The sequence below is a fragment of the Sphingobium baderi genome, assembly GCF_001456115.1.
Taxonomy (GTDB): Bacteria; Pseudomonadota; Alphaproteobacteria; order Sphingomonadales; family Sphingomonadaceae; genus Sphingobium; species Sphingobium baderi_A.
Map to the genome: position 1 here is coordinate 2,106,149 of NZ_CP013264.1, position 26,360 is coordinate 2,132,508.

Genomic DNA, 26,360 nt, shown 5'->3' on the forward strand with positions numbered 1-26,360 from the left:
GATCAAGCCTTGCCCCCCGCGCAGGAAGCAGCGGTTCTCATTCCGACGGACGCGGTCAGATTATGAAAATCAGGGCCTATCGCGGCATGATTGATGAGATCGATCCTGTGCCCTTTCTTCCGCACGACATCGGCAAATTTGCGCTGGAGGGCAAAGGGCGTGATCTGGTCGTGCTCGTTCCCGATCATGATGATGCGGCGCGAGGAATCCGGTACGATACCATCGACGTGGACGAGTGGATCGTAGACGTGGGCGGCCAGCGACGCGCGGGGAGTTTTCCCGGCGCGAGCATCCATATAGCGAGCGCGCTCCAGAAGCGAAAAAGCCCCGGATGTCAGCACAGCGCAGGATATGTCGCGACGTCCCATGGTCAGAAGGGCCGCGGCTGCCGTGGCGCCACCGCTATGACCATAGAGCACGAAGCTCTTGAGCTTGTACCGTTCCCGAAGTCTGTCAAGAGTCGCATTCAGCGCGAGAAATTCGGCGCTATACCGGGTGCGTAGATGGTTCCCGCTGGAACCATAGGTTCCCGGCCGTTCTACGAGGATGACGGGATGGCCATAGCGGCGGGCCATGCGATCCGCGATCGCCTGCTGTTGTCGAGCCGTATTTTCGGGAATATCCGCCGGCGGGCGTCGCGCAAGACGATGCCGGTCGGCCCTAAAGAACACGATCACGCGTTCTGCGCCATCGACCGCGCCGCCCACAAAATACCGGATGCAGTCCTCACCCGACGGATATTCGGCCCAGACCGCATCCGAAACCGGACACTGCGCCTTGTCCGCTGGCGCGCCCCAGACAAGCGGAACGGACGACTGATCGACGGGCGTGGCCGCCCCGCATCCCAGCAGCGCCAGGGCAGGAAACAGGACACGGCCCAGTCGCGCCCGCAAGTGGCCGGCAAACATGGCTCAGCTCCGCATCATGATGAAGCCCGCGGGCACGTTGCCATCATGATCAAAATGCTGTGCAGATATCAAAGGCAGTGTGGCGGATCCAACTGCGCAAGTCTCGGTCATATCGTCGACGGCGTTCTGCGCTCCGGCGTAAACCAGTTCAAATCCCCCTAGGGGCAATGCACGCACATATCCGTCCAGGGCTCGCAAGTGGGCATGACGCCAGACATGCCGGATGAAGGCATCGACCTTTCCCCGGCAACTGGCGACCATGCGCACCGCCTTGCGCTTTCCGCCGGTCGGCCGCTCGGCATCCGGGAACAGGGCTTCGATCAGGGTGCCCGCCGTATCGCGGGCCTGCCCGTTGGTCACGAAATGATGCAATCCCATATCCGGATTGGCGTTCACCTCAATCACCACCCAGCGCTGGTCATTCGGGGACCGGGCGATATCCTCCGCGAGCAGGTCGAACCCAATATGGAGGGGATTGAAGACGGCCTTTCGCGTTTGAACGGCAATCTCCGCCCAATCTGGGTGGGCGGTATCGGATACATCCACGCTTTCGCCGCCGGAGCCGATGTTTGCCACGGAATGCAATTGCAGATAATGGCCGCTTTCCAGCACCGTCCGCCCGTCCATGCCTTCCTCGGCCAGATTGCGAAGCATCATCGGGGTCAGCCTAACGGGCTTCGAGCCGTCATGCGGATTGCTCTTGCGGCGTTCATTCTTGAGCGCGATCAGTTCGTCGATATTGTGCCTGCCATCGCCGATCAGATGGGCCGGCACGCGCTGTGTGGCAGCGCGGATCACATTGCCGATGACCAAAACCCGGTAATCCCTGCCCGTATGATATTCTTCCACGATCACCGTGCGAGATCCGGTTTCCAGTGCTTCTGTCCAAGCCTGCTCGAAGTGCGGGAAGGTCGTGATATCTGTGGTGACACCAGCGCCGCCCGATCCGCTTGCCGGTTTGATGACGGCGGGCATGCCGAGTGACTGAGCGAATGCCCAGGCCTGCTTGATCTGTTCTGCGGGAAAAAGATCGCCTTGCGGGACGTGCACGCCGGCATCCTGCAGCAATCGCTTGGTCCAATCCTTGCTGCCGGTGGCGGCACGCGAGACGGCAAGGGTTCCATCGGACATGCCCTGGAAGAACCTGACCTGCCGCTCACCGTCCGAAAGGAGCGTGATTTCCGGGGTCAGTGCCGTCACTTCAAGGTTGCGGGCATACGCCGCCTGCCTGAGGAGGCGCATCTGTGTCGAATAGTCGCGTTTGAACGAATCGCCCCCGCACGTAGCGCCATGAGAGGGAGCTGGATCAATAACCGGAGGCGCATGGGAATCAAGCCCGGTTGCACGCTCCTTGACGATCCGGAAGCTCTCGTCGAGCAACATGCGGGGCAGTTCGGTCGCCGGTTGGCCATAGTCCGCAAAGCAGGGCACTGCGATGGCCGGATTGGAATCGACCCTGATGACCGAGACATTCTCGTCATGATCCGCGGGCAAGGAGAAATCCTTCACCCTCAGGTTGAGACCCAGCAGGATAGAATGTGAGAGAGTGTTTGCGGCACGTTCGACCAGGGCGACAATCGAGGGATGCAGATGACCGATGATGCTAATGCATTTGTCGTGGGCTGCTCGACACACGGCGGCGGCCAGCTTGCCGGCCACGAATACCATCTCGACTTCAGTGCCGGCGACATGGTCCTCGACAAGGACCCGTTGCCCTTTGGATGCGGCTTTCTTCCAGGCGGTGAGGAAAGCTGCTTCATTGGCGAGGCCAGTGGTCGCATCAACATTTCCAACACCCCGGACGGGCTTTACAACCTGCGCGTACATGCATTGACGGAAATGGGTAAGCGCCCTTTTGCGATCGGCAAAAATGCGACCTCTCGGCACAGGGATTCCATGATCCGTGAGGAGCGCCCTGGTCGCAGCCCTGTTTGCGGTAATCCGACTCGAAGCTATTGCAACTTCAGGGGCGTTCTGCCGGAAGAAAATTTCATAACCATCCTTGGAGACGCGGTAAATCAGCCCTCGAACGGTCTCGACCGCAAATCCTTGCGACAGAGCCACATCGCTGATGAGCGTGCGAGCGATATTCCGCTCCTCGCCAAGACCATCCACCGCGGAAAAATCATTGGCGCCTTCAGCCATGATCCCTTCAAGAATCCGATTATTGGAGCTCGGATCGAAATCCTGCCTCATCTTGGGAGCTGCCATCGCAGTCCGTGTTGCGCGCGAACGCTGAGACTCGCTGCCGGAAATTTCACGGATGGCGGTGGCCAGGTCGATCCTGGCCGGACGATATTCCTCGATCTCACCGCTTTCGATGCGCTTTTGGAGACCATCGAGAAACGCATGAATGTCGGTGACGTCCAGACCCACTAGATCGCGCACATGGTAACGCCACCAGGCCATGTCGAGGATGCGGGCGATCGTCGCTTCATCGAACCTGTATTTGATGACCTTCGCGGGCGAGCCACCCACTATGGCGAAGGGCGGCACATCCCTGACGACAACAGCGCCCGCAGCGACGACGGCGCCATAGCCGATAGTCACGCCACCCCTGAGCAGCGTAGCGTTCCCGATCCATGCATCGTCCTGGATGACGAGCGGCCCTCTTATGGTGTTCTCAAAGGGCGGAACCTCAGCCTCCACCTCAAATGTCCGTCCCATCCAGCGTGTATAATATTCGCGGCATGCAAAAGGATGGGTGCTGATCCTGTCGAGCGGGAGCTCATTGCCGATCAACCGAGAGTAAGGCGCGATGCTGCAATAGCGTCCGACGTTAGCCCCGCTGCCAAGGGCCGAATGCAGATAGGAAAAGGCCCCGCAATTGCTGAAGCCTTTCCTGCCCGACATGGATGCAAAGGGCTCAAGAGAGATCGGACCTTTCAGTGTTATCTCTTCGCCTTCGCGATAAATGCCGCGCGTTTTGAACGGGTGCAGCAGGTAGATATTATGACTGAGGAAAAACTCCTCGATCGCTGAGGTCCACCTGAACTTGAACGGATAGTTAATGGGTTCTGCGGTCATCTCTTTATCGATCATCATTCCGCCGCGACCGATGTTTCCACGCGGCTCTGGACGAGCTGCGTCAATCGTTCGCAGACTTCCCCGAAGTCGGAATCGCGCCGCGAGCCCTTGATCAGCAAGAGGTCGCCTGATCGCAGTTCACGATGGAGATATTCGGCAAGTGCCGAAGCTGATGAGAAATGGGGTCCCATCAACCCATGGGGCAGAACGGCCCGCAGGAACTGCATCTCTTCACCGTGCGTCAAGATCAGGTCGGGCGCGGCATCGAGGAGAGGCGTGGCGAGGCTTTCGTGCAAGGATTGGCTGAGGTCGCCCAGGTGAACGATCCGCCCCAATATGGCGATCTTGCGTCCATCGCTTCGCGTCGGCGCCTCTTTGAGAACGGAAATAGCGTTGAGCATGGAACTCACCGTCGCGTTCCAGCTGTCGTCGATCACATCAACCGTACCACCGTCACGCATCGGCAACTCGAGGCGACGCAGCCGGCCTTCTTCAGGCTCAAAGCCCGCAAGTTGCCGCGCAGCGGCCTGTAGATCGTACCCCGTCGCGTAGAGCACGCTCATCGCCGCCAGCGCGTTGTTCATCATTCCGCTTCCGGGCAACGGCACGTGAAGGTCTATGAGCTCCCCTTCGGGCGTGACCAATTGCACCTGACTGCCCGTGTCGGTGTGCTTGCGGTCAAGTACGCGCAATGTTGCCTTTGGGCTGTCGCCGAAAGTCACGACCCGCTTTGCATGCTCCTGTGCTGCCGTAAGCACGGTATCGAAGCAGGCAAGATGCTCGCCGACGACCGCGACCGCAGGCCCCGTCAGGCCATCGAATATCCGCGACTTGAACTTGGCGGTATCTTTAACCGAAGCGATCCGCTCGCTGCGCGCCTGCGATATCCCGAGTTCTGTTATCAACGCCACCGTCGGCTTGATCTGGCGCGTGATCGGTCCCCGCCGCATCCAGAGAGCGCTTTGGGCAATTTCCACGATGGCCGCGGAATGATAGCCCGCGAGATTAGCGAGCAGCGCTGGCGCGCCCACACGCGAGTTGTAATTACCGAAACTCGCCAGTGCTCTCGTTTCCTTGCCCAGCAGATGCTTTAGCATGCCGACGGTCGTCGACTTTCCGGCCGTGCCGGTAATCGCGATGACGTCGCCCTCGAACCGCTGCCGCGCCGCAAAACCCAGTTCGATGAGCGCCCTAATTGGATCATCGACCTGCAACAGAGGAAAACCCTTGGGCAGACCCGGGACCGGTCGCGCCACTATAGCGCCCGCAAGACGTCCCGCATGACGCGCGAGCACATGATGCGTGTCCCAACTCTTGGCCGCTGAACTGAACTGCTCGTGAAAAGCGAGTGCGTCATAGTGGGAAGCCACATAGAGAACCGGATCATCGACATGGTCGACATGGCCGAAACCGCGAATGATTGAACGGACGAACCAGCCTGCCGGAGGCCGGACCAGCCATTTCCCGCCTGTCACCAACTCGATCTGCTCGGCGGTCCAGGTCTGCCCCGCCTTGGGCCTGAGGACGTCCGCAGGAAAATCGGTTCGGTAGTTGCGCGTCATGCGGGTCACATCGGCGGGTGAACCCGTTGGAGCGTCCAGCTTGATCCGGAGCGGCAGCGCTACAGGCATGATTGCTTCTCGCCCGGAAACCGCACCGACTGTCAGTTGCAGGTCGATATTGTCCCAGTCTTTTATATAGGGTGGCCGCAAGCCATAATAGTCGCGGTAAATCTGCCCCGGTTTCCAGCGGGTCGTCGGCATGAGCCAGTCGCATGGGTCATGGTCCATGCCCAGGCCCCAGGGTTTCATGGTCGTCGTGGCCACGGGCACGCCGCGAATATCGAGTCTGATATCCTCCGCGACCGGTGCATCGGCGCGCCAGAATGTTTCGACCCACAGCATCCGGCGACGCTGGATCTGCTTTGGTTTCACCCGCACGCCGAGCAAAGTTAAAGGCCCCAACTGCACAGGATCGATACGTGCATCTTCGGGCACATCATCGACTAGCCACCTGTCATCCAGCGTATAGGCGGACTCCATCAAAATCGGCGAAGTCATCAAGCCATTCGAGGCCGGTTTCGTGGAACGGCGTGGCTTTCTGCGCCGAACCGGCGGAGACAGCTCGATGATGCCCGTTCCGTTAACTGCGCACTGCAAATGCGTACCCATGGTTTCGCATTTCTGGCCAAACTTCCGTATCGCCTCGATCGCATCTGGCCCTTCCAACTGCCTGGTGAAGCCAAAGCCTCCGGCCAGCGGCGTGAACACAACCCGCTCGACGCCATTGTTGCTCAATTCGAGGGAGAACAGCCCCGCGTCGAAAGCGGTGCTGCGGATGGAATCAAACAATAAATCTCCGGCGTCGTGAATGATCGGTCGCTGCTGATAGATCTCGACGCCCTGGAGCACATGGGCGGAAGCCCCCAGAACGGCATCGGCTCCTGCCTCGATCAAAGCGTGGCCGACTGCAATTTCATCGGCGTCGGGCTCTTCGACGAGATTCGTGCCCCAATGCACGGCTACGACGACTACATTGGCTTTCTCACGCGCCGCTGCGATATGACGTGTCATTGTCTCGCACCACAGGCCGGGGGCTTCGGGAGGCAGATAGGCCGAGCCTGGCCGATCGTCGGTAGCGGCAAATCGGTGCTGGGTAGAATCGATCGAGAAGATCGCTACGGTAAGATCACCGGCTTGGCGGAATAGTGGTGCGAACGCCTCATCGACGGTGCGTCCTGTGCCGACATGGCCGATACCGGCCCTATCGAGCCATTCGCCCTGATCGACCACCGCGTCCGCTCCATAATCTCCGCTATGATTGTTCGCCGTTGCGACGACATCGACGCCCGCCTGCGAGAGCAGACAAGCCATCTCCGGCCTGGCACGATAGTAGTAGGGACCATTCTCCCCCTTTTTCGTGCCCTGCTCACCCTTGGTGGTGACCACGCATTCTAGGTTGACCACCGCTATGTCAGCGGCCGCCAGCGCGGGAACGCGCACGATATTTGCTGCCTCCAGATCAGCGGTACGGTAATGCTGCCGGCGGCCGAGATTGACGTCTCCACCCCAAGCCAACACCGGCCCCTTTTTCTGGGGAGCGGCTATCAGTTCCTGTGCCTTCGCTGATTTGCTTAATAGATAGTACCGGTAGGCGACCAAGCCTGAAAGATAATGTTCAACATCATCGATACGGACACGGAAAGCGTGGTGACGGATGAAGAAGGAGCCGACAATGCGTTGCGGATTGGCGAAGAACATCGCCAATTCCGGCCAGAAATGGCCATTCAGAAGGTAGCGCGCACGGTAATGGAGAGCCCGTTGGAACTTGGGCAAATCGATTTCATCCAGCAGATGCCGCATCTCCGGCATCGTCTCGATGCGGTCCAGCATCGCCTGGGCGGCCATCATCAATTCGAGCAAGGTCGGGAACGTTGTGATCCGATTAAGAATAAAATCCAGATAATCCTTCACATTCTGGATGCCGAACCGAAAATAGCGCTCATCGGGACGGTAGCGGGTGAGTTCGTTGACGCAGTAACTCAGCCAATGGTCATTATGCCGCCAATGCTCCTTTGCGATGAAATGCTCGAAGGCCTTCTCCACCGTCGTTAGCCAGCGCTCATCCTTTGTGAGGCTGTAAAGACGCATCAGGCCGAACGCAGCTTCGCCTTCATAGTAGATGGTTCGAAAAGATTCCTTGAGCGTGAGATCCGGGAAGTTGAGAACATGGACAAAGGAGCCGTCACGGCTCCGCTGCATATACTGGACGCCAAGGGCGAGCTTTTCGAGCAAAGGAAGATTATCGATGCAGCCGGTCACGGCAGCATGACGCGTGAAGGCGAGGATAGCCACTGCATTGGCACCAAGCTTGATTTCATTGCCAACATCAACAAGGAACGCCGCTTCGGTGCCGTTAGGGAGCGTAGCGGTACGGATCGCTTCGTGGCATAGCCAGCCTAGCGACCGGTCTATCGCCGCCCACAGCCTTGCATCCCGCGTCACTTCCCATGCCTCTATCATGGCATAGGTGGTGCTCGCATGGCGAAGGGCGTTGTAGGCCGGGATTTCCCGGTCGAAACAGGGATGCCAGCCATAGATGAAGCGACCATCCTCCCCAACCTGTCCCGCGAGGAACGAGCTGCTGCTTTGGAGCAGTTCAGTTAGGATATCCTCATCCAGTGTATCGATAATACGTCGGCCAGCCGACCTGCCTGGTCCCGCAATCTCATGCACTGCATCGCGTTTCTCCAGATCAATGAAGAAGCCGCGCGAGGAGAACATCCAGACTGATGTCGCATCGCTGAAGTCCACGCCGGCAAGGCCGTGGCGCAACCGTGCATAGCGCTGGAAATTCTTCTCGTTCACCACGCAATGCGGATATTTGGGGCCGCCATAGAACATGGCGTTTGCGTTGATTTCAGTTTCGAGGAAAGCATGGCGGCAATTGGGATCGAGCGAAATTCCCTGCCGACAATAGTTCCGCTTCACCTGAGTGAGTTGCTGTTTGAGCGTTCCCCAATCGTTGTGTCGGATGCCGTCAATGAGATCGACGCGCAGCCAGCGGATCGTGTTTGGATTCTTCCGCGTTATCCGGTCCAATCGTGAGACGCCCCTTCGCCAGGCGTCGTCAAAGGTCGATCCGCGATAGGTCTCAACGCGGGCTCGCTTGTGGGTGTCGGTAAAAGAAAAGAAGAGAATATATTCTGACCCCGCCTGGCCCACGGGAACGGCAGCCTCCTTCAGTCGATCGTAAACGGACTGCATCAGCAGGGAAATCGGATTATCGGTCATGTCAATCTCATCGGATTTTGCGCGGGGAGCATGCCCGTGCACTGAAGGGGGTATGATCCGGGTCATCGTTCGCGAAGCGCCTCTCGGGCGCGGTTCATCGGCTTGAGAAGGTAGTCGAGGACCGTCTTGCTACCGGTATGCACATCAACAGTGGCAACCATTCCGGGGACGATCGGAAAACGCTTGCCGTTTTTATTGATGAGCGCGTTGGTCTGCGTGCGGACAAAGACACGATAATAATATTCGTCTCGTTTTACTTCATCCTGGATCGTGTCGGGGGAGATGCTGGACACTTTCCCATCGAGACCGCCATAAATAGCATAATCATAGGCGGTTATCTTGACAGTCGCCCTCTGGCCGGGATGAATGAATGCAATGTCCCGCGGCGACATTCGCGCCTCGATCAATAATTGGTCATCGAGCGGGATGATTTGCATCAACTGCCCGCCTGGCGGTATCACGCCGCCTTTGGTGGATACCTCGATATTCTTGACGATACCCCGCACGGGCGAACGCAATGTCAGGCGGGAAAGGGAATCGGTACGTCCCTTGATGGTCGCCGAGAGCGTTTCGATGTCAGCATTCGCTTTGGCGAGTTCCTCGCGCGCGGCGACCATGTATTGGGACTGCAGATCGGATTTTCGAAGCTCAAGGTCCGCGACCTTCTGCCGAAGCCGCAAGACCTCGACATTGCTTGCGGCGCCGACGGGGACCAGCGATTCCGTGATCTTGAGCTCGGAACGGGTCTGGGCCAGGGCTTCCTGGAGCCAGCGGACGGATTCGGCGACGCTGTCTCGCCGGCTCTGATAAAGCCGGGTTTCCTGAGAGATCAGGTCGAGATTACCCTTCAAATCCTTGGGGAAGGTAAGAGCCGTACCATTGACCTCCGCGGTGAGCCGCGCCGAACTCGCCAACGCAGCACGATATTTGGCAGTGGACTCATCGACATTGGATTCGGTCAAGGTCGGATCGAGCCGGGCCAGTATCTGGCCTGGCTGAACGATATCGTCCTGCCGGACCCTGAGGTCGGCAAGAATGCCGCCTTCCAGCGACTGGATGATCTGTTCGCGCATGGTGGGCACCACGCGGCCCGACCCGGTGGCCACTTCGTCGAGATCGGCAAACCACGCCCATACAAGGAAGGCCGCGAGGCCGACGCAGATAAGCGCCACGACGCGCTTTGATCGGCTGAGGCCAACATCATCTTCTTCCCCAAAAACTAGACTTGCATCATGGTTTCCGGCGGTGATCTTGAAACGGTCGGATATTCCGGTCCGGGCAAGCAACCTGCGCCAGCCGCCGTCATTTTGTTTGTCCATCATACTTCAGTTCATCCCGGTCTGCGCTGCGGGAGCAGCTTTGCGCGGGGTGCCTCCACCTTTGAGGACCTGATCGCGCGGACCGTCCCGCAGGACTTTTCCGCCATCGATCACGATCAGGCGATCAACCAGATCGAGCACTCGTGTGCGATGGGTTGCGACAACCAGGGTTCGCCCGCGACACCATGCGCCGAAGTGTGCGATGAATTGACGCTCGGTCGCCTCGTCCATTGCGGCCGTGGGCTCATCGAGCAGGACCACGGAGGGATTGCGGATGATGAGTCGCGCGAGTAAAAGGGCCTGCTTCTGCCCGCCCGACAGCCCATTACCACCTTCGAGAATGACATGATCGAGCCCCTTGGGCAGGCGGCGGATGAAACCCTCCGCGCCGACCATCGTCAGCGCCGCAAGAATGTCGTCGCCCGAAGCCTGTGGCGCGCCGAGCAGGAGATTTTCTCGGACGGTGCCATGGAACAGACGGGCCGTCTGGGTCAGCATGCCCACGTTGCGCCTGACGTCCGCCGGATCGATATGGGCGAGCGCGACGTCATCGAGCAGGACTTCCCCGGCCGAAGGTTCCAACAAACCGGAAAGCGCCTGGATCAGTGTCGACTTGCCGGCACCGTTGCGGCCGAGCAGGGCGACTTTCTCGCCAGGTGCGATACGTAGCTTGCGTGCTTCGAATGCAATGGGAGAGGTGTCATCACCGTAGCGGAGGACTGCATCGTTGAGCTGGTAATTCCCGTTGATCACGGGTCTGTGAATCCGACTTTCCCGTTCGGGATGGTCGACCGGCAATTTCATGATGGCGTTGAGGCTGTTAATGCCCACGCGGGCTTGTTGAAGGCGGCTCATGATCGAGGTGACGCGTGCCATGGGAGACATCATGCGTGCGCCCAGCATGGACAAACCGACCAGAGTTCCCGTTGTGATATCGCCCGCCATCACGAGCGGAGCGCCAAAGAACACGGTGGATGCGTAGGTCCCACCGCGCACTTTAGCGGACCAGGTCGTCAGATTATTCGTCACTTCCCGCAGCTTCAGCTGCGCCTCGCCGGTCACTGCATTATAGTGATTCCATTGACGCTGGAAGCGTTCTTCGGCCTGCAGCATCTTGATATCTTCAATGCCCTGGATCGTCTCGATCAGCAGGGCATTCCGCAGCGAGGACTCCCGCATCGCCTCTCGCGCATAGGTGCGCAGTTTCCTCTGGGCCAACAGCCCAGGTACGACGAGCAGGATGAAGGCGCCGATCGGGACCAGCACCATAATACCTCCGAGATACCAGAAGATCACAAGGAAGATGAGGAAGAAAGGAATGTCCGCGAGCGCCCCGACCGTGGTCGAGGTCAGCATTTCGCGTACCTGTTCGAGCTCGCGCAATTGGGAGATGAAGGAACCGGTCGAGGTGGGCCGCGCCTGATTGCGAACTCTGAGCGCATGGCCGAAGACCTGATCGGACAGGCGAATGTCAGCGCGCTTGCCCAGCTTGTCGATGATGCTGGTGCGTGCCCGCCGCAACAGGAACCCGAGCGCGATCGCCAGCACCACGCCGCTGAACAGGATGTAGAGCGTCGGAAAAGAGCCGGACGGCACCACCCGGTCGTAAACCTGCATGGAAAACAGAATGCCCGACAGCGTCAGAATATTGGCGATCAGCGACCCCAACAGCACATGACCATAGGGTCGCAGATCCCGGACCACGATCTTACGAAGCCACTGGCTGTCAAAAGGTTCGATATAGGCATCGACCCGGGCGTCCGCAGCCTGGCGAGCGGGCCTCAGAATGAGAACCCGACGCAGGCCATCGAGCATTTCCATGATCGGAAGCGTGGTTTCGAGGCCCTGATCACCGACGAGAACACAATGTGCGCCGCCGCGTTCGTCCAGCGAGCGCACGACGACGATCTGGCAGTCCCGCAATTCCAATACGAGAGGCAAGCGCCAGCTGGATGCCGTCAGGTCGAAGCCGTGAGGATCGTCGAACCGGACTCTTAACCCAAGCCTGCGCGCGACATTGCGGAGCCGTTCCGTCTCGTTCTCATTGACATCCCATTGACCCGAGAGCGTTGCTGCCTGGGTTGACATGGAAAGGCCATAATAGTCGGCCACGACCCGTAGGGCCGAGACCCAGTTCTCGACAGGGATTGAACGCGCAAGCGGTGAGGGCGACGACGTGTCCCCTTGTTTTGGCAATGCGATGGATGCAGACATTTCGGTCATAGAGTTACCCCCCGCACTACGGTGCCGGTCAGCGCGTAAGCATCGCGCAAGGCGCCGCTGTAATAGAGACAATCGACATTGAGGCGGCGCATGTCATGCACCGCATTCACTTCATCGAAGCGTGTCTGGTGATATTCCTGTTGGGCATTGAGCAGGTCCAGCAAAGTCCTGGTTCCCAGCTGGAAATATTGCAGTCGATAGAGCGTGCCGGTTTCTTCCATATCGGCCCGGCGCTTGCCGAGCGTGTTGAAACGCTCGGTCAGGCTGTCGATCTGTTCGCGGTTTTCGGCCAGTGTCCGGTCGGCCTCGAGGCGCGCGGCCTTGAGCGCCGCATCGGCCGATTCCAGCATGTGAAAAGAGGCGCTCTCCCGCGCTTTACGTGCGCCGCCCTGATAAAGGCTGCTTGAAACCGTGATGCCGACGGTCACGTCGTTGCGTTGGGCAAATGGATCGCGCAGATTGGTGTCGATATCTGCGCCCATGGACACGGTAGGGAGGCTGGCGGCGCGGGCGCCGCGATAGGCGGCCTGCGCTTCATCGCGTTTGGCGACCGATTGCATGACCGAAGGAAGCTGGTTCCAATCGGGTTCACGAACCCGACATGTCCGTTCCAGCCAGTCTGGCACTTCGGGAGCAACGTCCAGGCGTCCTTCCCAGCCGACGAGATAGCGCAGATTGCTCTCCCAGCGCTGCACTTCGGCGGTGATCTGCAATATAGTCGCGCGTGCCGCCTCAATGCGCGCTTCCGCCTGGGATCCATCGGAACGAGTACTGGCGCCGCGCCGGACGCGCAACTGCACCAGCCCGTTGATCTCCTCGAGGCTTGTCAATTGTTCCCGGGCGATGGCCAGAAGCGCGCGATAGCGCTGCGCTTCGATGACCGAGAAAGAAGTGTTACGGGAGAGATTGTCGACCGCGAGCAGTAGTTCAGCCCGGCTGACCCGTTCCGCAGCTCTTGCCCTTTCGACTGAACTGCCGACCTTGCCGAAATCGTAGAGCATTTGCGAGGCTGACAGTGTCGCGCGTGGTCGCCAGCTTGTTCCGCCGGTGATCGACATGCTCGGTCCGATGCCAGCGCTGATCTGCGGACGATATCCTGCCTGGGCTTCCTTGATGTCCTGACCGCTTGCCGACAGCGCGGCGATGGCCTGATCAATGGAAGGATACCATTTGACCGCGCTTCGCACGGCCGATTCCAATGTGAGAACTGTTTGCTGCCCCGTCGGTAGAGGCGCTGTATCCTGGGCGTTGACGACGGCGAACCCTGGGAATGACACCAGGGCGGCGCTCATGATTAACGACATCCTGCGGACCATCGGTAAATGAATTGCGGGTTTGTGCCTTGTCACCAGGCGTCCTTGAAACTGCTTGTTTTTGGGAGAAAAGGAGTGCCGGGCGTCGACCCGGCACTCCCAAAGTTTCGGTCAAAAGACCGAGAGCCTAGATGTGGCTGTCGACATCATCCTCGGGGAGCGTGACCGTATCCGCATAGTGGAGCGGATCGTCGCTTCCCGTGTCGGCATCCGGAATGATCGAGGTGTCATGGCCTTGCGGCACACCCAGAGCATCCAGATCGACATCGCCATCATTGCTTTCGAGCAGATAATCGACGTCGCTGCCACCATCGTCATCATGGTGCGTCGGATGGTCGGACTGACCATCGTCGGCGTGGCCGTCGTCGAACTCGATCGAGTCCGCCAACAGCATTGCGACGGGCGGATCATACGGCCCATCGCCATGGCCGATCGAGATATCCAGGGATGCCTCCTCGACCGTCCCATTCGGATGTTCGAGGCGGTAGGCGAATTCATCCACCCCGTTGATATCCCCGAGATCCGAATGCGGCTGGTACGAGTAGCTGCCATCGGAATTAATGGTCAGCGTCCCATGGTCGCCTTCGATCGTTGTACCATTGTCCACCTTGACGAAAGTGCCGGTGCCATCGTCCACCAGGAACTTGGTGTAGGAGGAACCGAGCGTGTCATCCGCCAGCACATTCCCCGTCGCCGGATGGGTGCCGTTGGTGACGAACTCGTCAAGATGGGTGACAGATTGCCCCGCGAACGAGAGGGACAGTGTGCCGCCGAACGTTGGCCGTGTAGGCGTGGTGTACGATGCAGTGACAGTATAGCTGCCTGCACCCAAGTCACTAAGTATCTGATCGATACCCAAGCCACCAATGCCAAGGAGTGCACCACCCGCACCTGTCAGAACTTGATGATAACCATCAGGCCCATCAATTGTCACGGTCAGCTTATCATTGACGGTATCAATACCGCCAGCAACCTGACCAACATCGGGGGAACTGGCAGTGAATTTTATGCTTGCCTGTTCATTTTCCCCAACGGTGAAGGTCCTTGTGACCGTAGCACTGGTACTGCCAAAGCCGCCAGCAACGGAAGCCGTACCGGACCCGCTCGGACCACCAGACTCCACGAGGTAAGCGCTGTCGATAACAGCGTTGCCGCCATTGTCAGTTGCGTTCATCTCGAGAGTTGCCGACTGCGTCAGATCTTCCGACCAGATCAGGCCCTGACCATCACTGTCGATCTGCACATACAGCGTCGCGGTGCCGGTTTGGCCGGAACCATCCTGGACGGTGTAGGTGAACTGGTCGACCTGACCAATGCCCGAACCGCTCGTGTCATTCGGCGTGTAGGTGTAGCTGCCATCGGAATTGATGATGAGGTCACCATAAGCGCCGTGGATGGTTTCACTGCCACCGTCCGGGACCGTGACACCGTTCACTTCCGTTACGGTCGTTCCCGGTGCATCATTGTCGGTGACATTGCCGCTGACGGACTCAGCATCATAGCCACCAACGGTGGTATGATCGAAATAGTCAATCGCAGCCTTGACGTTGACCAAGGTGAGCCCGGTAATGCCAGTGGCCGCACCCATGATGCGATATTCGCCGGCAGGCAGATCATTAAAGGTGATACTTGCCTTTTCCCCGCCAAGATACACCAGGTCGATAAGACCATTCTGACCGATAGAGGTCATGTTGGTCCAATTGCCTGAAGCATCCTTGACCTGGACAAGCGCCTCCGCGCCATTGAACAGGCCCAGCAATGCGTTCGTTGACACTTCAAATGTAGCGTCAGCTGAATGGTTCTCCTGCACTGTGAAACTGACGCGCGGCGCACTGTCAAAGATCGCCTGAGTCAATCCACCAAGGTCGAGAAGAATCAAAGCAGTGTCCGACTTGTCATCATGTCCTGACAGCGCTGGTTCGATGTTCAGCTCAGCACGTGCATAGTCATCCTGAGCGTCGGCGTCGGCATCAGCGTCGGCATCGGCGTCAGCGTCAGCGTCGGCATCCGCATCGGCGTCCGCATCGGCGTCGGCATCAGCGTCAGCGTCAGCGTCGGCATCGGCGTCCGCGTCCGCATCGGCGTCAGCATCCGCATCCGCATCAGCGTCAGCGTCGGCGTCCGCGTCAGCATCGGCGTCGGCATCCGCATCAGCATCCGCATCAGCGTCGGCGTCCGCGTCCGCATCGGCGTCGGCATCCGCATCGGCGTCAGCATCCGCATCAGCATCCGCATCAGCGTCGGCATCCGCATCAGCATCCGCATCGGCGTCGGCATCCGCATCCGCGTCAGCATCGGCGTCGGCATCCGCATCAGCGTCGGCATCGGCATCAGCGTCGGCATCCGCATCAGCGTCGGCATCGGCATCAGCGTCGGCATCCGCATCGGCGTCCGCATCGGCATCAGCGTCGGCATCGGCATCCGCATCCGCATCCGCGTCGGCATCTGCGTCGGCATCCGCATCCGCATCAGCGTCGGCATCCGCATCAGCGTCGGCGTCAGCGTCCGCATCTGCGTCAGCATCCGCATCCGCATCCGCATCAGCGTCGGCATCGGCATCGGCATCAGCGTCGGCATCCGCATCAGCATCCGCATCGGCGTCGGCATCCGCGTCCGCATCCGCGTCAGCGTCGGCGTCCGCATCGGCATCCGCGTCCGCATCCGCGTCAGCATCGGCGTCGGCATCCGCATCGGCATCAGCGTCAGCGTCCGCATCGGCGTCCGCATCGGCGTCAGCGTCGGCATCCGCATCGGCGTCGGCATCAGCATCGGCGTCCGCGTCCGCATCGGCGTCGGCATCCGCATCGGCGTCAGCATCCGCATCCGCATCCGCATCAGCGTCGGCGTCGGCATCCGCATCAGCGTCGGCATCGGCATCAGCGTCGGCATCCGCATCGGCGTCCGCATCGGCATCAGCGTCGGCATCGGCATCCGCATCCGCATCCGCGTCGGCATCTGCGTCGGCATCCGCATCCGCATCAGCGTCGGCATCCGCATCAGCGTCGGCGTCAGCGTCCGCATCTGCGTCAGCATCCGCATCCGCATCCGCATCAGCGTCGGCATCGGCATCGGCATCAGCGTCGGCATCCGCATCAGCATCAGCGTCGGCATCGGCATCGGCATCAGCGTCGGCATCCGCATCAGCATCCGCATCGGCGTCGGCATCGGCGTCAGCGTCAGCGTCAGCGTCCGCATCCGCATCAGCGTCGGCATCGGCATCGGCGTCGGCATCCGCATCGGCGTCGGCATCAGCGTCAGCGTCAGCGTCAGCGTCCGCATCGGCGTCCGCATCGGCGTCGGCATCGGCGTCAGCGTCAGCGTCCGCATCCGCATCAGCGTCGGCATCGGCATCGGCATCGGCATCGGCATCAGCGTCGGCATCGGCATCAGCGTCGGCATCCGCATCAGCGTCGGCATCGGCATCAGCGTCGGCATCCGCATCGGCGTCGGCATCCGCATCGGCGTCGGCATCAGCATCGGCGTCCGCGTCCGCATCGGCGTCGGCATCCGCATCGGCGTCAGCATCCGCATCCGCATCCGCATCAGCGTCGGCGTCGGCATCCGCATCAGCGTCGGCATCGGCATCCGCATCCGCATCCGCGTCGGCATCTGCGTCGGCATCCGCATCCGCATCAGCGTCGGCATCCGCATCAGCGTCGGCGTCAGCGTCCGCATCTGCGTCAGCATCCGCATCCGCATCGGCGTCGGCATCGGCGTCAGCGTCAGCGTCAGCGTCCGCATCCGCATCAGCGTCGGCATCGGCATCGGCATCAGCGTCGGCATCGGCATCAGCGTCGGCATCCGCATCAGCGTCGGCATCGGCATCAGCGTCGGCATCCGCATCGGCGTCGGCATCCGCATCGGCGTCGGCATCAGCATCGGCGTCCGCGTCCGCATCGGCGTCGGCATCCGCATCGGCGTCAGCATCCGCATCCGCATCCGCATCAGCGTCGGCGTCAGCGTCAGCGTCGGCGTCCGCGTCAGCATCGGCGTCGGCATCGGCGTCGGCATCGGCGTCGGCATCAGCGTCAGCATCGGCGTCCGCGTCAGCATCGGCGTCGGCATCCGCATCGGCGTCAGCATCCGCATCCGCATCAGCGTCGGCGTCAGCGTCAGCGTCCGCATCCGCATCTGCATCGGCGTCCGCATCAGCGTCAGCGTCAGCGTCGGCATCGGCGTCCGCGTCAGCATCGGCGTCGGCATCGGCGTCGGCATCAGCGTCCGCGTCCGCATCGGCATCCGCATCGGCGTCAGCATCCGCATCCGCATCCGCATCGGCGTCAGCATCCGCATCCGCATCCGCATCCGCATCAGCGTCGGCATCCGCATCGGCGTCGGCATCCGCATCCGCATCAGCATCAGCGTCGGCATCCGCATCGGCGTCGGCATCCGCATCCGCATCAGCATCAGCGTCGGCATCCGCATCAGCGTCGGCATCCGCATCCGCGTCAGCATCGGCGTCGGCATCAGCGTCAGCGTCCGCATCTGCGTCAGCATCCGCATCAGCGTCGGCATCAGCGTCGGCATCCGCATCGGCATCAGCGTCAGCGTCAGCATCGGCGTCAGCGTCGGCGTCCGCATCGGCGTCGGCATCCGCATCAGCGTCAGCATCGGCGTCCGCGTCCGCATCGGCGTCGGCATCAGCGTCAGCATCGGCGTCAGCATCGGCGTCGCTGTCAGCGTCAGCATCGCTGTCGGGTCGGCTATGGTGATCGTCGTCGCCGGCCAGAGCAATCACACCGCCCAAGGCGGCCAGACCGGCCAATGCGCCCGCAACTGGAAAAACGCTGGCCGCCTCGGTCGATGCGGCGGAACCCAAGATGACATCGAGGGAATTGATCTCGGAGAACTGGAAGTTGCTATATCCAGGACTATGGCGGCCCCACCAAAGATTGCCGTCATCGTCCTCCAGGACGAGTTCGCTCTCGTCGCCATTGGAAGCCTGGACGTAGAAATTCCGGATACGGATTGTTTCGCCCGACTGCAAAGTCAGGATGAGATCCTGGCCTTCCTTTGCGTAGGACTGGACATCCCTTGGATGATAAGGAAGCTCGACAACGCTCGCCTGGTCAAGGGAGATGACGTTGCCAGCCTCTTTGAGGTCCAAAGTAGTGGCAGATCGATCTGCCCTACTTATTATTTTAGTAGCCATGATTGGATATGTTCCTCCATGCTATTTGGTGAAGGATTATTTTTTTATGACTGCGCTCCCTCGACGCAGCACAGGGGGAAGTAAAACCAGGGCGAAGCCGATGGATTTCACTGCCCAAACAAGCCGGTGAATTTCCGGCACATGAAATGGAGGTGGCGAGACGCAGCACCATGGGGGACGCGCTTTTGCGCTGTTTGGTATTGCGCCTCGCCTTCCCTGGGGGCGACCCGAGGGAATCGGAAAGAAGTGCAAGGACGTCAGAGTTCAACGAGGCGTTGAGGCCTGCGTGCAACCATTTCAGCGTCGCTAACGCCGAGGCCATCGGATCAGAGTTATTCATTTGAGGAGTTGCCACGCGGCCCATCCGACCGCGACCCAGAAAGGAATGACGGCGGGGATCATGAACACGACCCACCTGACGATCGGGCTCGGTCCCTCGTCCGCTGGCAGGTGGCAGGTGGACGATGAATTTCTGACAAGTGGCGCCTGAGCCGGAAGAGCCGGTATCGACCAGCACGCGTAGGCGCCATCATTGGATGGCTCCCGCGCGCCGGTGGCAGCGGCTCTATTGTCGATTGTGGAGGATGAATCGTGTGTACGATTCATGTCATAGCACTCGCGGTCCGGAGGATCAGCCACCAGAGGATCGGGCTCAGCGGCACAGCGATGAGGCAACCCTTCGTGAATCTGCGGTCGTCGAGCGCCGGCAGGTCCGCTTCATCCGCCGTCGCGACGGAGCGCTGACTCCATTTCGTTCCTTGGCTGACCCACTCCGTCATGCCGTCAGGATCCGCGTTGAAGTGTCAGATTCAGGCGTGGCAGCGAGTGTCGAACTGCTCGCCCGCAACGCCGGAAACGTAGATACGGATGCTTCCCGATGACCATGATGAGGTGTCCGGACTTGGAGACAATCGCCATGTTGCTCTCGGCTTCGGACAAGGGCCGTGCATCCCCTGTTTGATCGCTGATCGCTCGCGAGGGAAAGGCTGTGTTGATGCCGCGCGAGGGGGGCAATCAGGTCGATGGCGAGTTGCACATGTTCGCCGGCGAGATCCGTACCGCGGCCCGCGAGCAGGCGCTGCGCAATCTTAAGTGTTGCCAGCGCATGCTTGAGCGCCCGCCTGTCCGGCAGATGCTCGCCGTCATCATGTCGGGGGCACGCCGAGAGATCGTCGGATGTCATCATGATGACCAGCCCACGACGCTGGCGTTTGTGAGCAGTTCGTTAAGGCTGCCGCTGAAACCGGTGCTCTCGGCGCCCCATCGCCACCTCCGCGTCAGACCAGGGTCACCATGATGATAGCCCTGCTGCCATTGAGCGCCAGCTTCGAGCGCCAGCTGGCATTGGTCATCATTCTCAATACCTTCGACGATGACGAGCGGGACGAGAGCATTGGCTAACCCCACCAGATGCATGAAGGCGGTGCGATCTTGCACAGACCGTGCTGCACGGGCGACGAAGAGGCGGTCTATCTTCGCGATATCGGGCTTAAGGGCGAGAAGTTGACGGATTGACGCGAATCCGGTGCCGAAATCGTCGATCGCGATCATGCAGCCTAGCGAACGCATTCGGGATGCAAATGTCGTTGCCTCAGAAATGCTGGGGATGGGGGTCGTCTCGGTGATTTCGATGACCAGCCGTTGCGCGACCCGGCGGTTCCGGGCCAGACGCTGCGCAATATCCTGCCACCAGCCATCAAACCTCGTGCTATGCGCGGAGATGTTGACGCCAAGGGTAACGTCTGGCTGCTGCTCAAGCTCGGCGATGACCGCCTTTATGACATAATGGTCGAGAGCGCGGACGAGACCCAGGCGTTCCAGCGCTTCTGGCAGACCACCGGGCGGATGACTCTTCCCATCGGAACTGATCAGACGGATCAGGCATTCGTGGTAGAGGATACCGACCGCCCCACCGACACCGCTCACCGGCTGCCATGCGAGGGCGACCTCACGGCTATCATGCCGAGCCGGCGAAAAGCGAATCGAAGCCTCTATCGAGATGGAGGCATCGGTCGATTCGTCAGCTTCAATCGCGCCGAACAGTTCGGCGGCCGCTTCCATATCTGCGCGATAGTGCTCTTTCCACGCTTCGCCGTGGCCGGGCGCATCGCCGGGAAAACGGATACGCTCAAGTGCGTGCAGGGCGCTGGACGCCGGTGCGCCAGGTTCGTCATGTTTGCCAAGGTCGGCTCCGGCCCACGCCCCTGATACGGAGAGTAGCAAACGTTCGCCAGAGCAATCGAGAGGCACCATTGCGATCGCGGAGCAGAAGGAATGAATCCAATTGTCGCAGGCCTTTGCAAGCGGCTGTTCGCCGAGCAAAGTGTGGTTCCAGAGGAGCACTTCCAGCCGACCGTCAGACTCGGTCGTGACGAGGCCGTCATCGCGGATACTGTCTGCAAAAATCTGGTAAAGTTCGGCAAGTGCCGATCGCGCCACCTCAGCCCCGTAAGCCCGCAGGAGATGCGGGTAGTTGTCGATCCGAAAAATGAAATGAACCGCTACGGAAGCCAAGGACGACGGACGCCGATGCAGGAAGTGAATATTCGCACTCCCGCTCCCTTCATCGTTCCAACCCCCTGGAACCATTTGACACCCCCCGTAACGCAATGGGCGGAACCCACCAACATGCGACGGTCTAGCCAAAAGTGTATCAAATGGCAATGCCCTTCGGCATGGGCATGATTGTTAATTTTTCGAAAAGGTGACTTTTTGACCGAAAAGTTCTGTATGAATTCGCTACATAACGCCAAAATAAGCTCCGAGAGATCCGATTTATCGGTGCAGTGAAAATTCCGGTCTTCTTTGTTTTCTCGCACACCCGCATCACTTTCGTAGCCATATTCATCGTTTTCTGTATTCTCACGATTATCTGAGAAGCCCTCATCCCACATGCGCGAAGCGATCTGTCTTTCTTCGGGGCCCATAGCGCTGGTATATATTGACGTAGTTTTGATATCGGCATGCCCCAACCAGCGCTGCACGAGATTCAACGGCACGTTCGATTGGATCGCGCATATCCCGAAGCTGTGGCGCAAGCCCTTTGGTGTGGCTTGAGCGCCTTTCACACCGGCCTGCTCCATGACCTCCCGAATCCGCCGATAGCCTGTCATGCGCGACCACGGCCACAAACGATCCCCCGAGCGCTGGACTTTGCCTACAAGCAACTTCAGGCTCTGGAGTAACTCATCCGGCAACGGAATGGCGCGAAAGACCTGCTTTCCTCGCTTCTTCAGGCATTCGATGATGGCTTGTCCTGCTTCGAAATCGAGGTTCCTGTCAGTCAGCGCCAAGGCTTCGGAGATGCGGCAACCTGTGGCCGCAATAAAACAGCAGAAGGTTCTGACCCGTTCGGACCGGCTTTTTGTAGCAGCAAGGAAAGCTGCCCTCTCCGACTGCGTAAGATATTTTCTCTGACCCTCGCGGTTATACATCGTCCAGAGCATCTGCTGACATTCCTCCGTTTTTTTCGTGGAGGTGGTCCTAGCGCCAGAATGGCCGTTAAGCTCCTGATTTCGCTGGATTGATACACTTTTGGCTAAAGCGTATCGCGCATGATTTGGCATTGAATTTCTCCTGTTCGATAAAATCACCTTCCTGCCGTGACACAATGCCTGGATCGCCCTAAACGAGGCACTCTTTGCGTTGCGTCGGGCGGCTTGCCCGGTGGTCCGCCTGAAGGACGGAGCGAGATGTTACTATGCCCGGAGACGCATCATTTTGCTGCTGGCGAAAGGTTCGTCAGTCGTAAACGCTTCTCGGTTGATCGCCCGGTTTAGCTAGAGCCCTCGCCAATCATAGATTGCCCCGCCCCCATTAGGTTCAAGCCTGTCGTCTCCGCGCGGGACGCGAAGCGCTTGAGCGGCAGCTTTCAGGGAGCGGCTTCGAAACCTCCAACGACCGCTCTGTCGGCGAGCATCGACGATTAAACCAGCATGTGTTGCTTCAACAGCGTCTCGAGCCAGTCTGTAAACGCCTGTAGTCGAGGCGTGAGATGTTCCCTGTGCGGATAGAGCAGCGTCATCGGCATGGGCTCCGCGCGGTAACCGGGCATGACCTCGATCAGTTCGCCGGCTGCAAGGTGGATCCGCACATCATACGCCGGAATCTGGATCAGCCCCAGACCGGCAAGGCAGCAGGCGATATAGGCCTCCGCGCTGTTCACCGTCACGCGCCCGCGCAGGGGCATGGTACGCAGAATTCCATGTTCGACCCACTCCCAATCCTCAACCCGCCCGCTGGAAGGGGAAGCGTAATTGACGGCCCAGTGGTTTTCGAGCTCGCCCGGCAGGCGGGGCATTCCATGACGTTCCAGATAGTCAGGGCTGGCGACGTTGATGAGCGGCAGTTTGCCGATCGACCGCGCGATCAGACCGGAATCGCTGAGGGGGCCCACACGCACAACACAATCGACGCTGTCCTCCACCAGATTCACTGCGCGATCGGTGACACCCAGATCAATGTCGATCTGCGGATAGAGATCGAGAAAGGCGGGCAATGCCGGGGCGACAATCAGCCGTCCGATCCGTCCCGGAACATCGACACGCAACCTGCCCGACGGCTGCGCTGCGGCATGCCGGAACAGGTTTTCCGTGCTCTCGACCTCCGCGATCACGCTCTGGCAACGCTCGTAGAAGGCGGCGCCATCCTGTGTCGGCGCGACCTTGCGCGTCGTCCGATGGAGCAGTCGCGCGCCTACGCGCCGTTCCAGCTCCTGCACCGCCGCCGACACGGAGGAACGCGGCATGCCAAGCGTATCGGCCGCGCGCGTGAAGTTCGAACATTCGACGACGCGCGTAAAAATGCGGAACAGGTCGATGCGATCCATCCAGGAGTCCTCAATTGTGCGTAATTTCTGACAGGTGATGTCAGAATGGTCGTCTTTATCGTGCAATAGCAGGCGTTATGATCTTTGACGACAGCGACCGACGCGGTGGTCGCACTCCGGCAAAGGAACCCGTTTCATGACCGATCACAGCATTCAGGGAAAAACCGTCATCATCGCCGGCGGGGGCAAGAATCTTGGCGGATTGATTGCCCGCGATCTCGCCGCCCATGGCGCGAAGGCGATCGCCATCCACTTTAACAGCCCCGCATCGAAGGCAGAGGCCGACGAGACGGTGGCAGCGGTCAGGGCCGCGGGCGCCGAAGCTGTCGCGCTTCAGGGCGATCTGACCAGTGCGGGTGCTGTCGAGAAGCTGTTCGCCGATGCGGTCGCCGCCATCGGACGGCCGGATATCGCGATCAACACCGTGGGCAGGGTGCTGAAGAAGCCGATCCTTGAAATCACCGAAGCCGAATATGACGAGATGAGCGCGGTCAACGCCAAGAGCGCCTTCTTCTTCATCAAGGAAGCAGGCCGGCATCTGAACGACAACGGCAAGCTGGTGACACTCGTCACCTCGCTGCTCGGCGCCTATACGCCCTTCTATGCAAGCTATGCCGGGACCAAGGCCCCGGTCGAGCATTTCACGCGCGCCGCCTCGAAGGAGTTCGGCGAACGTGGGATCTCGGTGACGGCGATCGGGCCGGGTCCGATGGACACGCCGTTCTTCTATCCGGCCGAGGGCGAAGATGCGGTCGCCTATCACAAGACCGCCGCCGCTCTGTCGGCGTTCTCAAAAACCGGCCTGACAGACATTGAAGATATCGTACCCTATATCCGCTTCATGGTGTCGGACGGCTGGTGGATGACCGGGCAGACCATTCTCGTGAACGGCGGTTACACCACCAAGTAAGGGCTGAGAGGGCGGTCCGCTACCACGGCAGGCCGCCCTGCTTTTATCGGGCACTCAACCGCAGCCTATTGAACACAAGGCTCATACACCATGCCCGCATCTGACCTGAAGGTCGAAACCCGCATCGGCGTGCGCCGCAAGCCGCGCCGCATCCTCTCCATCATGTCGAACACGGCCGAGTTGAAGGGTTGCCCGGTCGGCTTCTTCGCCGAGGAGATGGTGCGGGCCTTCCTGATGTTCACGGAAGCCGGGCAACGCGTGGATCTCGCTTCTCCCCAAGGCGGCGAGGTGATGTTCGATACCCACAGCGATCCGCGCACGCCGGACGGCGCCCATGCCGACGATCTCATCAGCCTTGGCTCGCCCATCACGCCAAGTTCGGTGCGATGCTGAAGGACACGCTGCCGATCAGCGCGGTGAATGTGGATGATTATGACGCGGTCTGGGTCGCCGGTGGTGGCGGTCCGCTTCTCACCTTCAAGGATGACACCGCGCTGCATGCGTTGATCGCAGCTTTCTATGAGAAAAGCAAGATCGTGACTCTGATCTGCTACGGCTCATCGCTGCTTTTTGTGGACCCGCCTCCATTGTTGCTACGAATCGCCGAAATGTCGGCGGGGAGTTGTCCATCAAGAGAGCATCCTTGACGAGCATCTACCCATGCAGCAGTTTTCAAATCTTACAGTGAGGCTGCGACCTGAATTTAAGTCATAGCGCCCTGAGGTATTCAACGGCGGCAATAGGTGGATCGATGCGGAGAAATGCGGCCCTATCGTAGTAGAAGCGGCGATTCATATTCATCGCTTTCGTCCGCATTGGGGCACCATTCTTCCTAACATATGCTGACGGTCCGGAGACGCTTCCTCTGCGGTCTGATTTATGGCGTGTTTTCCGCTACTTATCGCCATGCCTTTGCGGCGCGCCGAAACAGAGACGCTTTGCGCCCGGGGATAGGGCGCTCTGTGGCGCAATATCTCTGGAGGGCGGGATGGTGGACCCGAGATTTTCCGGGGGATTGGAACGAGCAGCGGGACCGATTGGCCCCGCGCTTTGCGTAAGCGAGTTGCCCCGACTGTCAGCTGAATCCGAACAATGTTTCCTGCTCGCACCAGCCTAGCGGGATGCGGTTTGTCTGCACCAGTCGCTTGCGGCTAAGGTTGGCGGGCTGACGCCCTTCGAGAATGGCCTGAATGATGGATGGCGCGAGATAGCTCGTGCGTAACAGGTCGGCGAGATATTCCCGGCCACAGCCAAGACGGCCTGCTACCTCCAGGAAGCTGCCGCCTTTAAGGCACGAGTGGCAAGAAAACCTGTAAGCCTCAGTAATGGAAGGTCCTGGCCGTCCCGTGGAGCAGCGATCGACTTCTTCCGCGAACTGCGCGACCGCTATCCGGTCGGTGCAACCGTGTCGGATCCGGCAGATCATGACGACCTGATGGCGCTGCTCCGGCGTTACGACATGTGCGGCCTTGATGGCCCAAGCAAGATCGGGGTGGGGGTCGACCGGTTCGAGACCCGGTTGAACATCACCAACGGGGGTAGGAACGTCGGTTTCTGGGCTGTCCGGACGGACGGTAGCGAAACCGATTTCAGCTTCATCCGGGCTGTGAACGAAGCCCCCAAGGGTGCCCTTGATCAACTCGTCGATGCCTGTCGAACAGCCGTTCAGGCCGAGTTGCAGAGCGCGCGCATCACATATTTTGCAATGCACGCAGATCGATCCGGAAGCGTGGTGTGCCCAGTCTCGGGCGACCGCATTTCCGAGCGCGATTGCGGACTGGAATATGCCGGGAGGGGGTTTTCTGAGCTGGTGGGTGATTTCGCCATCGCTCAAGGGTGGCAACCCTGCAACAATTCGGTGAGGACAGCGCCGACGCACGCCGGCGC

15 protein-coding genes and 2 pseudogenes are annotated in these 26,360 nt (G+C 60.0%); 4 read left to right on the plus strand and 13 right to left on the minus strand.

Going from position 1 to position 26,360, the window contains the following annotated elements; genetic code table 11:
- Positions 1 to 2: 2 nt before the first annotated feature.
- The 13 genes and pseudogenes from ATN00_RS10465 to ATN00_RS10515 all read right to left on the minus strand — a co-directional run bounded on the left by ATN00_RS10465 (position 3) and on the right by ATN00_RS10515 (position 23,563).
- Positions 3 to 908: an alpha/beta fold hydrolase gene (locus ATN00_RS10465; protein ID WP_062064477.1), complete on the minus strand. Its 906-nt coding sequence runs from the start codon at positions 906 to 908 to the stop codon at positions 3 to 5.
- A 3-nt stretch (positions 909 to 911) separates the two neighbouring features.
- A complete protein-coding gene (locus ATN00_RS24265; RefSeq protein ID WP_156415260.1) occupies positions 912 to 3,935 on the minus strand; it encodes an ATP-binding protein in 3,024 nt (1,007 codons plus the stop codon).
- 14 nt (positions 3,936 to 3,949) lie between these two features.
- Complete coding sequence (locus tag ATN00_RS10475) at positions 3,950 to 8,728, minus strand: CapA family protein (RefSeq protein WP_062064481.1); 4,779 nt, start codon at positions 8,726 to 8,728, stop codon at positions 3,950 to 3,952.
- A 62-nt stretch (positions 8,729 to 8,790) separates the two neighbouring features.
- The gene (locus ATN00_RS10480) at positions 8,791 to 10,050 is read right to left on the minus strand and encodes an HlyD family type I secretion periplasmic adaptor subunit (protein ID WP_021244340.1); all 1,260 of its coding nucleotides are present in this window, start codon (positions 10,048 to 10,050) and stop codon (positions 8,791 to 8,793) included.
- Between the two features lie 3 nt (positions 10,051 to 10,053).
- Positions 10,054 to 12,270 carry a type I secretion system permease/ATPase gene (locus ATN00_RS10485; RefSeq protein ID WP_092957170.1) on the minus strand — a complete coding sequence of 739 codons (2,217 nt, stop codon included), beginning with the start codon at positions 12,268 to 12,270 and terminating at the stop codon, positions 10,054 to 10,056.
- Entirely contained in the window at positions 12,267 to 13,562 is a 1,296-nt protein-coding gene (locus ATN00_RS10490) for a TolC family protein (RefSeq protein ID WP_062064482.1), read from the minus strand. The genes ATN00_RS10485 and ATN00_RS10490 overlap by 4 nt, the downstream gene beginning before the upstream one ends.
- A 148-nt stretch (positions 13,563 to 13,710) precedes the next feature.
- Positions 13,711 to 15,462 carry a BapA/Bap/LapF family large adhesin gene (locus ATN00_RS23970; RefSeq protein ID WP_231746252.1) on the minus strand — a complete coding sequence of 584 codons (1,752 nt, stop codon included), beginning with the start codon at positions 15,460 to 15,462 and terminating at the stop codon, positions 13,711 to 13,713.
- Positions 15,463 to 15,509: 47 nt separating this feature from the next.
- Positions 15,510 to 18,317 carry a hypothetical protein gene (locus ATN00_RS23975; protein ID WP_231746253.1) on the minus strand — a complete coding sequence of 936 codons (2,808 nt, stop codon included), beginning with the start codon at positions 18,315 to 18,317 and terminating at the stop codon, positions 15,510 to 15,512.
- Positions 18,318 to 18,432: 115 nt separating this feature from the next.
- A pseudogene (locus ATN00_RS24370) lies at positions 18,433 to 18,735 on the minus strand (BapA/Bap/LapF family prefix-like domain-containing protein); the annotation flags it as partial.
- Positions 18,736 to 19,510: 775 nt separating this feature from the next.
- Positions 19,511 to 19,921 (minus strand): hypothetical protein, encoded by a 411-nt coding sequence (locus ATN00_RS23415; protein WP_139181285.1) that lies wholly within the window; start codon positions 19,919 to 19,921, stop codon positions 19,511 to 19,513.
- Positions 19,918 to 21,345, minus strand: coding sequence for an EAL domain-containing protein (locus ATN00_RS10505; RefSeq protein WP_156415262.1), 1,428 nt, complete (start codon positions 21,343 to 21,345; stop codon positions 19,918 to 19,920). Before ATN00_RS10505 ends, ATN00_RS23415 begins: the two co-directional genes overlap by 4 nt.
- Positions 21,237 to 22,301, minus strand: a complete 1,065-nt coding sequence (locus tag ATN00_RS22880) for a tyrosine-type recombinase/integrase (protein ID WP_231746255.1) — start codon at positions 22,299 to 22,301, stop codon at positions 21,237 to 21,239. Before ATN00_RS22880 ends, ATN00_RS10505 begins: the two co-directional genes overlap by 109 nt.
- Positions 22,302 to 22,660: 359 nt before the next feature.
- Positions 22,661 to 23,563, minus strand: coding sequence for a LysR family transcriptional regulator (locus tag ATN00_RS10515; RefSeq protein ID WP_062064487.1), 903 nt, complete (start codon positions 23,561 to 23,563; stop codon positions 22,661 to 22,663).
- Positions 23,564 to 23,699: 136 nt separating this feature from the next.
- Here ATN00_RS10515 and ATN00_RS10520 point away from each other — a divergent pair, with 136 nt between their 5' ends.
- The 4 genes and pseudogenes from ATN00_RS10520 to ATN00_RS24375 all read left to right on the plus strand — a co-directional run.
- Entirely contained in the window at positions 23,700 to 24,473 is a 774-nt protein-coding gene (locus tag ATN00_RS10520) for an SDR family oxidoreductase (RefSeq protein ID WP_062064489.1), read from the plus strand.
- Positions 24,474 to 24,563: 90 nt separating this feature from the next.
- Positions 24,564 to 24,866, plus strand: coding sequence for a type 1 glutamine amidotransferase family protein (locus tag ATN00_RS23680; protein WP_197413579.1), 303 nt, complete (start codon positions 24,564 to 24,566; stop codon positions 24,864 to 24,866).
- Positions 24,860 to 25,120, plus strand: coding sequence for a type 1 glutamine amidotransferase family protein (locus ATN00_RS23685; protein WP_197413580.1), 261 nt, complete (start codon positions 24,860 to 24,862; stop codon positions 25,118 to 25,120). Before ATN00_RS23680 ends, ATN00_RS23685 begins: the two co-directional genes overlap by 7 nt.
- Before the next feature lie 788 nt (positions 25,121 to 25,908).
- Positions 25,909 to 26,022: pseudogene (locus tag ATN00_RS24375) on the plus strand (hypothetical protein); the annotation flags it as partial.
- Positions 26,023 to 26,360 lie beyond the last annotated feature (338 nt).